Genomic DNA, 9228 nt, shown 5'->3' on the forward strand with positions numbered 1-9228 from the left:
GACTTAGGCTTATTTTGGCTTGGGCTTGGGCTTGGGCTTTTGGAGGGGTTTTGATTCCCCCTCCCGTGCGGAGGGGGATTAAGGGGGTGGGTTTTTGTCATTGCGAGCGGATTTTTTAGAATCTAAACCGCGTGGCAATCTATTTATTAGATTTTGCCAAAAGTGTGTTTTTTTGACATTTTATAGCGATAGATTGCCACGCTCACTTCGTTCGCTCAGTATGACAAGCATTGCCGTCATTGCGAACCGTGCTTTCACGGCGCAACAATCCAAAATCCCAATCCATTGCAGAGTTGCAAACCTCTTATTCCCCCCTCCATTGCGGAGGTTTTTTGCTTTCTATCCCCCTCCCTTAGCACGAGGGGACTAAGGGGGTGGGTATATTGTCATTGCGAGCAGATTTGAAAAATCCGCGTGGCAATCCACACCCACGCCGTCATTGAGAGTAAGTCGCAAGACTTATGTGGCAATCTATAAGCAAAAAAACATTGTCGGACTTAGGGCAATACCCGAAGTATCTCTATTTTTGATTTAATATTTGAGATACTTCGCTCACTTCGTTCGCTCAAGTAACGACAAAGGAGTAGATTACCACGCATTGCATTTGTATCTAAAATGCAACGGTTCGCAATGACAGCAACATTTGTTATACTGAAATATAAGCAAAGTATCCAAAAATACAAAAATTTGCAAATAATTCAAGTTTTGAAATATAGCGCGTTTTTGCAAAATCACTTGAATGCTTCGGCTTTTTAAAATCCTAAGTCTGATAAGTCAAAATAGAATTGCCACGCAGGCAAGAATGGCAAGAAAGGCAAGAAAGGCAAGAAAGGCAAGAAAATGAGTAGCAATGATACAAGAAGAGATTTTGCGCTACATCATTAGCAAAAAACGCTAAGTCAAAAACCGCATTATCACAAAAAAGATTTTACTTAAAAAACCATTCTTGCAGTATTTTACAACATTCTTGTAGCATTCTTGCGATGCCAACTTTTTAACGCTAACTTTTGCAATGAAATATTAAACATATTTAATAATCTTATTTAAAATTCTAGCACTATGATTTAAAACCAAAACAAAAAACATTAAGATTTTATTTCAAACGCGGCAACAGCGACTTTTACAAGCAAAATCTAAAATTTAAAAGGAGTCAAAATGCAAGCAATAGATTTTATAAAAAACGAGATAGATGAGTCAATCGCCACGCTAGAAAAAAGCAAAACCCTAGAATCTAGCATCATAGAAGTGGCAAAACTAATCACAGATTCCCTGCAAAATGGAGGCAAACTAATCGCCTTTGGAAATGGTGGGAGTGCTGCTGATGCGCAACATTTTGCCGCAGAGCTAAGCGGGCGATACAAAAAAGAGCGCAAAGCCCTAGCAGGAATCGCCATAAGCACGGATACTTCAGCCCTCACAGCCATTGGCAATGACTATGGATTTGAAGTAGTGTTTTCTAGGCAGGTAGAAGCTATCGCGCAAAAAGGCGATGTATTATTTGGAATCAGCACAAGTGGAAATTCTACAAATGTGCTAAAAGCGTTTGAGAGTGGCAAAAAAATAGGGTGCAAATGCGTGGGGCTAAGTGGCAAGGGCGGTGGCAAAATGAATGCTTTAAGCGATATAAACCTAGTAATCCCAAGCGATAACACGCCTAGAATCCAAGAAGCACATATTTTGCTCATACACGCGCTATGCGGGCTTATCGAGCTAGATTATTAAACACTTTTTTTAAAAAAAACGCGACAAAGCGACACGCAACAACCCAAATTTTTAGACAAAAGCAACAACACACAAAATGGGAGAATCTAAAAACTTAGCAGATTTTGGCTTTGGCTCTTTGTATGAGCTAGTTTTAAATCCGCCAAAATCCTACCAAAACACAATGCCTATCACTTCTTTGCGCGATGGAGCAGAGGGCGCACTTTGCTTAGAAATCACAGATTCGCGCTACCACCCAAAAACATACAAATTCTATGGCTTTAGCAAAACACTAAATGCGATGATAGAGCTTGTATATTTCTATCCAAAGCCCTATCACAAATCCCTTTTTACACTCGGGCAAGAAGCAATCATTCAAGGCAGATTGCGACTAAATAGCGGAAATCCTAGCATTATCCAACCTAAAATCATAAAATCTTATGGTGAAATTGTGCCAATATTTAAAGTAGGCAAATACAAATCCGCTTCTATCCACGGTTTAGCCCATAGCCACATTACGCACGAAAATCTAGCCAAGCTACACCTCCCAAATGACATTATCCAAAGCATTTTAGAGATTTTTTATCCAAATGAGGATTTTTATGCTAACTTTGTCGCACATAAAGGCTTTAATGGCAAACATTTAGAGGCATTGAAATTTGTAGAATTATTTTACTACGCATTAAGGCTTAGCAAAAAAAAGAGTAATTTTAGTGCAAAATACATTTGCAAGGGCGATTATAGCGAGTTTGTCGCTTCACTGCCTTTTGCTCTCACCAATGCGCAAAATCGCGTGATAGCTCAAATAGCGCACGATTTTGGCAGTGGCAAAGCGTGCAGAAGGCTTGTGATGGGCGATGTAGGCTGTGGCAAGACAATGATAATTTTAGCAAGCGTAATGATAGCCTACCCGCAAAAATCCCTCCTTATGGCACCAACTACGATTTTAGCAAAACAGCTATATGAGCAGGCAAAACTCTATCTGCCTAGTTTTGTGCGTGTGGGGCTTATCACAGCTGATTCTAAGGAATTTATCAAAGAATCAAAAAGTGATTCTAGCAACGCAAAAATAGTAAAATCCGCAAAACAAGAGAGGTTATTTAAGCAAGAATATGACTTTATCATCGGCACGCAAGCCCTGCTTTACCGCGACATTGAGGGGGAGGATTTTGCATTGGTGATGAGTGATGAGCAGCATAGATTTGGCACAAAGCAACGATACGCGCTAGAAAAGCTAGCAAGCGGTGGAGCAAAAAAAGATTCTAGCAACGAAGTTAATGCAGGTTTTAATCTCGCTACAAATACAACGACTACTCCAAAAAATGCTAAAAATCCTAATAATGCGCTAGAATCTAGGCTAGATTCTAGCAAGCCTCATATTTTGCAGTTTTCTGCCACGCCCATACCGCGCACTATGGCTATGCTAGAATCTAAAATGATAGATTTAAGCATTATTGATGAGTTGCCTTTCAAAAAAGACATTACCACTAGCATTATTTCGCGTGGCGATTTTAAGGAACTTTTAGCCCATATAAAAAGCGAGGTAGAGAAAAATCATCAAGTCGCTATCATATACCCGCTTGTAGAGCAAAGTGAAGTAATTGATTATTTATCACTTAGCGAGGGGGCGCGGTTTTGGCAGGAGCGATTTAGCGGAGTGTATGTAACCTCTGGGCAGGACAAGGATAAACAAGAAGTGCTAGAAGCATTTGCAAAAGAGGGGAAAATCTTGCTTGCCACCACGCTTATCGAAGTGGGAATCTCTTTGCCAAATCTCTCTACCATCGTAATAATCGCACCTGAACGACTAGGACTAGCCACGCTCCATCAGCTTCGCGGGAGAGTGAGTCGCAATGGCTTAAAGGGCTATTGCTTTTTATACACGCAAAGCAGTGGCGAGCAAAGCAGTGGCAATAATGAAAGGCTAAAAGATTTTGCTAGGCAAAGTAGCGGATTTGAAATCGCTAGGCTTGATTTGGCTTATCGCAAAAGCGGGGATTTGCTAAGCGGGGATAAACAAAGCGGGGAAAACCTAGTCTATGCGGATTTAGCCCAAGATGAAAATATCCTAAAACGAGTGATGAAAGAGCTAGAATCTATGTAGCTTTTATTGAAAGTTAGTTTTTTTTAAAGTATTTTTTTGGGCGTTTGATTGTTTTGCTAAAGCGTTTTTTGAGATAGATTCTCTCGCTAGATTTTATTAAGCAAAATTTGTCAAATAAAATCCGCAAAACACATAAAAAGATTTTGCTTTTTAAACGACAAAGCCACAAAATCCGCCGACAAAATCCGTTTGAAAATTCCGCTTGAAAAATCCGACTACAAATTCCAAAAACAATTCCGCAACAAATCTAACTATATGATTTCTAAATGATTTCTAATAAATTATCCCCTATTTTGATTGCGCGAGATTTTAGAAACTCGCTTGCGCGCATTTTGTTTTTGCTAGGGGCTTGTAGCTCATCTATCGCTACTGCGCCTTTTTCACACGCCACTATCACAGGGGATATAGATAAAATCTCTCCCGCTTTTTTCGCGCTATTTTTGCCTAAAATATCGTTTTTTTCACAAGCGATATTTTCCACCACTTTTATCCCAAAAAGTTTTATTCCATTTGGCAAAAACACGCTAGGCCACGGCATAAAAGCAAGCGATTTTTTATAGATTTCTTTAGCGTTTGTAAAGCGCACTTCCCCGTCATTTTTGCACAATTTTTGACAATAGCTAGCCTCCCTTTCATCTTGCAAAATAGCCGTAATGTTTCTAAAATCTATTAGCACCCTAGCAAGCTCTGCTCCGCCAATCCTTGCTAATCTCACACTTAAATCCACATAATTTTCATCATTTCTAGGGATTTTTTTAATGCTTAAAATCCCCCCGCTATCAAGCCCCTCTTCCATACGCATTATACTTACGCCATACTCACTATCATCGCTTAAAATCATCTGCTGAATCGGGCTTGCACCGCGATATTTTGGCAATATAGAAGCGTGCAAATTGATACAGGGCGCAACTTCTAAAATCTCTTTTGGCAAGATTTTGCCATACGCCACCACCACGATAAAATCTAGCTCCAAATCGCGCAAAATCTTTGCAAACGAAGTATCTAGCTTAATTGGCTGAAGCACTTTTATGCCCTGCTCTAATGCTTTTTGCTTCATCGGTGGAGGAGTGATTATGCCTTTGCGTCCCACAGGTTTATCTGCTTGGGTTACCACAGATAAAATCTCACATTTTTGATTTTTTTGCTCGCTATATTTTTCAAACGCCTCGCACAAACTATCAAACGCAATGCTCGCAAAAATGGGCGTCCCCATAAATATGATTTTCATACGATTCCTTTTTGTTGTTAGATTTTGTATTTGCTTTATAAGGCACACTCATTTTATGCAAATGTAGTCAAAAGCGTTTTATTTTTGCTAAAAACGCTAGATTGCCTACGCTTTTTAACGCGAAACAATGCCTCAAAATCAAATCGATTTTTTAAGACATTTTGCAAATGCGTTTGAAATCCTTGCTTTAGAAGCGATTGATTTTGTGATACCACAAAATCTAAGATTTTTATATTGATTTTATTAGGATTTATCTTGCAGGGTATAAAACCCGCTTTTTTTGCCACTTCTAGCACTTCTTTTTTTGTGGCATAAGAAGTGATAATGCACTCATTTTTTGTCAAACTAAACAGCCTTTTAAAATGCTCCAAACTCCAAAGCGTAGGATTTTTCTCAAAGCTAAAAGGGTCTTGAAACACTATATCAAAACCGCCAAAATCACTCTTTTTCAAATCATTTTTTTTAAAATCTGCCTGCTTCAAATCCATTTCCCCAAAATCTAGTTTTTCTAGCACTTCACACGCTTCCCCCCATAATATTTGCATATCTACATTTGGCGTGATTTGTGCGACTTTGCCACGCGCTAGATTTTCCCACGCACTAGATTCTATGCAAAAAATTTCGCGCGATAAATCTAGCGTATTTTTATCGTTTTCTAAAGATATAATATGGAGTTTTGGGCTTTTTTGGGGTTGTTTTTTTGTAGCACTTGCATTATGATTATCCTGTGAAAAATACTTTTGATATTTTTGCAATAAACACTCAAACGCCAAAGCACTTAAAAACGCATTATACCCTAGCCCAAAGCAAATATCTAAAATCCAAATATCCCCTAACGCCACTTTCTCGCCAAAAAAATCGCTAGATTTAAGTTGTGATTTTTGCGACTCTTTTGGCAAATCGCTAGAATCTAAACAAAAACCTAAGCTAGATTCTATGCTAGATTGCCATTTGGATTCTAAAAACAACAATGCAGGAAAAATATGTTTTGATATTTTTTCGCCTAGCGCACCCTCGCTAAGCGAAGAGTAGCACTCGCCAAATTCGGCATTAAAAGCACTTAGCGAGCCATCACTGCTTATTATCAATTTATGCAAAATCCACCTTCAAAATACTAAGCAAAAATACAAAATCGTTATTTAAAATTTTTCCCCTCTTTTAATAACCCCTCATAATATTCAAAATATTGCTTTGAATGCTTGCGTCTAAGCGTAGAATCTAGCGAGCCACTTGCGGCGTATTGCACGCGTGAAAAAAATGGCGCGACACTCTGTCCCACACCGCTTGTATCAAAATCTGTGCTATCTAGCACTACCAAACTCTCACAATCAAGCACAGACAACCTATCACGCGTAACTAAAAACAAAAGCCCCACGCTATACACCGCGCAAGATTTGCTTATCACTTTTGGTTTGGGGTCAAATTTGCTTCTATCAAAAAGATACCCCACCATTAAATCCGAATTTAAAAACTGCATAGACGGGTAGCTAGCGCGAATCTCATCATAAGTCTCTAGAGTAGGAGCGATGATAAAGGCTTGAGTATTTAGCGTGCCAAAATGCACTTCATCGCCTACTTCAGGTTTGTTTGTAGGGCTTGGCAAATATCGTTGCTCTAGCAAGGTGGCAGGCGATATTTTTGCCCGCGCTATGACTTCTTTGCTATTATTGTTGTCATTTGGGCTAGATTTCCCCCCGTTAGATTTTGCCTCACTAGATTCTATATCGCTAGATTCTATCTCGATAATCGTAGCACTAGCAATAATGCCTGCATAATTTTCATCATAAGTATGCCATACAAAGCCACTCTCCCCCACCCTGCGTCCATTCGCTACAAATTCTATGATATTATTTTTTTCATCTATCGCAGAAATGGTTGCTTTTGTGGTTTTTTGTAGCGTGTCTAAATGCTGCAATTTTTGCGAAGTTGATTTAGAAATAGAGGTTGATTTAGGGATAGAAGTTGGGTTATGGTTAGATTGCGTGGCATTGCTAGCACACAAAGAAAAAAGAAAAAATCCAAAACATAGCCTTTTAAAATAAATTAGATTTTGAGATAACGCCATTTTATGATAATGATTTTGCTGTTTTTGCTGTTTTTGCATAGCTTAGATTCCTTTTGGATAAGATTTTACACAATGAGATTAAAAAGCTACTTGCGTTTATGGCTAGGGCGATATTGATAAAAAAAGTAGTTGATTCCAAATGCTAGTGAAGGGGTTTTATCATAGTCCTCATCACGCACAAATTCTAATGCCTCGCTCGCTTTTAGATAAAGCACTTCGATTTTTTCGCCATCAGTCCCGCCACCTAGCGCGTGTTTGTCCTCTTTGCTTACTTCTGCTAGATAGACCGTCTGCCTTGCTCCACTTATGCCCACAGAATTATAAAAACTATTTACAAATTGCAAACGATTTGTAGGGATTTCATATCCGCATTCTTCAAAGACTTCTTCTACGGCGATTTGCTCTAGACTTTTTTTGGGCTTATCTACAAGCCCCGCACAAAGCTCATAAATATAGCCATTATGATTTCGCATATACACGGCGGGGCGAAATTGCTTGACAATGACAAACGCTTCCAAATCTCGCTCATATAGCAAAATCGATACGCTATCGTGCGAATGGATAATATCCCATTGCTTTTCCTCGCTATCTTGTTTGTAATACAATCGCAAGGGCTTTATAAAACGAGAATCTTTGCATTCTCCCTGACGCAAATCGCTGATAATGGGCGTAGCTTGAGGTGGCGTGATGAAATATGAAGCAGACATAAAAACTCCTTGAAGTAGGTTTTTTGAGATTCGGATTTTGGTTGATTTTTAAAATCTTGCAAGAAATCGATAAAAAAAACGCTAAAACTTTGCATAAAAATGACTTAAAACCTAATAATTTACATAGAAGTGAAAAATGCGTATTTTATTGATTTTTCTCTTAATTTCCCTTTAATTTTTAGCACTTATTTTTACATAGTCGCTTTTATTTTTTTACTTTTTTTACGCAGGGTAAAATCTAAAAATCAATTTTTTGAAGTATTAAAAAAGCAAAATCAAAATCCACATAAAAAATCACGCTTGCAAAAAAAACTCGCAAAATTTTGCAAAAATTTCCATTGCAAATCACGCATAAAATCCACTCATTAAGTTAAAGATATTTTTACTAAAAATCTATTTATACAAATTTATCTGCATTTTTTATGTAAATTTACCACACTAGGACGATATTAGGTTTTTAACAAAATCTTAACAAAAGGAGTTGTTATGAAGTTTTTCTCAAATCTCTCCATTGGGACCAAAATCGTCTCGTTTATTTCGATGATTGTTACGCTAGGGATTGTATCTCTTGTGCTTATTATCTCTATGAGTTTAAGCGAGACGATGAAAAATAATGCCGAAGCAGTCATCACTAACGCTTCTACTAGGAATGCGGATTTTGTAGAAAGTGCTTTTGGCGAATCTAGCTCATTACTCTCTGCCTCTGCGCAAAATTTAGAAGATATTTTAGGGCTTATTTCTTATGGCGATATTGATCCCACTATCTTTGAAGACACCCTCACAAACGCGCTAGATAACATATCTTACGCCACTTATGGATATATTTACCTTACCAATCCACCCAGCAATTTTCGCGCTAAAAATTCCAAATTTACCAGTGAAAATGGCGAATTTGTAATGCTGTATAAAGACGATATAGGCGAAGTTATGAATATGTCTAGCTCCCAAAAAAGCAACTTTACAAAATCCTATCAAGATGGAGATTTGAAAAAATTTGGCGGTATGAAACTGCTAAAAGCAAGTAGTTCTATCCCTGCCCTATCAAGCGTGCAAAAAGCCCTAAAATCTACTTATGGCAAAGATTTAGTCATTTTTGGCGAGCCAAAAAGTATCAACATAGGTGGCAACTTCGTAGGGATAAATATCGCTGCGCCCATCTTTGACAAAAGTAAAAAAGTCATAGGCGTGATAGGTTTTATCATTGATAGCAAAATCCTAAGTAGCTACTTACTTGATCCTGAAAAGAAAAATTTTGCAGGCGAGGATAAAATGCTAGTAACAAATAGTGGCGTTATCACCGTGCATACAAATTCTAATATCGTGCTAAAAAACTACTACGAGCTAAACTCATCTCCACAAGTCCAAAAAGTCTATGACACCATAAAAAATGCCCAAGATAGAGTGTTTGATGACTATAAAACTT

The 9228-nt window shown here is 38.1% G+C and carries 8 protein-coding genes; 4 read left to right on the forward strand and 4 right to left on the reverse strand.

The window, feature by feature from the left end:
- Positions 1-94 precede the first annotated feature (94 nt).
- From ACWIX0_RS11910 to ACWIX0_RS11920, 3 genes are all read left to right on the forward strand, one after another.
- The gene (locus ACWIX0_RS11910; protein WP_454174211.1) at positions 95-370 is read left to right on the forward strand and encodes a hypothetical protein; all 276 of its coding nucleotides are present in this window, start codon (positions 95-97) and stop codon (positions 368-370) included.
- 785 nt (positions 371-1155) lie between these two features.
- On the forward strand, positions 1156-1722 hold the full coding sequence (gene gmhA, locus ACWIX0_RS11915) for a D-sedoheptulose 7-phosphate isomerase (RefSeq protein WP_454174212.1): 567 nt from the start codon (positions 1156-1158) through the stop codon (positions 1720-1722).
- Positions 1723-1798: 76 nt separating this feature from the next.
- Positions 1799-3805: a helicase-related protein gene (locus tag ACWIX0_RS11920; RefSeq protein WP_454174213.1), complete on the forward strand. Its 2007-nt coding sequence runs from the start codon at positions 1799-1801 to the stop codon at positions 3803-3805.
- Positions 3806-4067: 262 nt separating this feature from the next.
- On the opposite strand, the gene fmt is transcribed toward ACWIX0_RS11920, so the two are convergent.
- Genes fmt through ACWIX0_RS11940 form a run of 4 tightly spaced genes read right to left on the reverse strand, consistent with a single transcriptional unit; the run spans position 4068 to position 7805 of the window.
- The gene (gene fmt, locus ACWIX0_RS11925) at positions 4068-5033 is read right to left on the reverse strand and encodes a methionyl-tRNA formyltransferase (protein WP_454174214.1); all 966 of its coding nucleotides are present in this window, start codon (positions 5031-5033) and stop codon (positions 4068-4070) included.
- A 53-nt stretch (positions 5034-5086) separates the two neighbouring features.
- Positions 5087-6130 carry an MnmC family methyltransferase gene (locus ACWIX0_RS11930; RefSeq protein WP_454174215.1) on the reverse strand — a complete coding sequence of 348 codons (1044 nt, stop codon included), beginning with the start codon at positions 6128-6130 and terminating at the stop codon, positions 5087-5089.
- A 38-nt stretch (positions 6131-6168) separates the two neighbouring features.
- A complete protein-coding gene (locus ACWIX0_RS11935; protein WP_454174216.1) occupies positions 6169-7137 on the reverse strand; it encodes a plasminogen-binding N-terminal domain-containing protein in 969 nt (322 codons plus the stop codon).
- Positions 7138-7184: 47 nt separating this feature from the next.
- On the reverse strand, positions 7185-7805 hold the full coding sequence (locus ACWIX0_RS11940; RefSeq protein WP_454174217.1) for an NUDIX domain-containing protein: 621 nt from the start codon (positions 7803-7805) through the stop codon (positions 7185-7187).
- A gap of 486 nt (positions 7806-8291) precedes the next feature.
- Here ACWIX0_RS11940 and ACWIX0_RS11945 point away from each other — a divergent pair.
- Positions 8292-9228: PDC sensor domain-containing protein (locus ACWIX0_RS11945; protein WP_454174218.1), on the forward strand; the 937-nt coding region annotated here is incomplete at its 3' end.

It is taken from the genome of Helicobacter sp. T3_23-1059 (assembly GCF_053654515.1).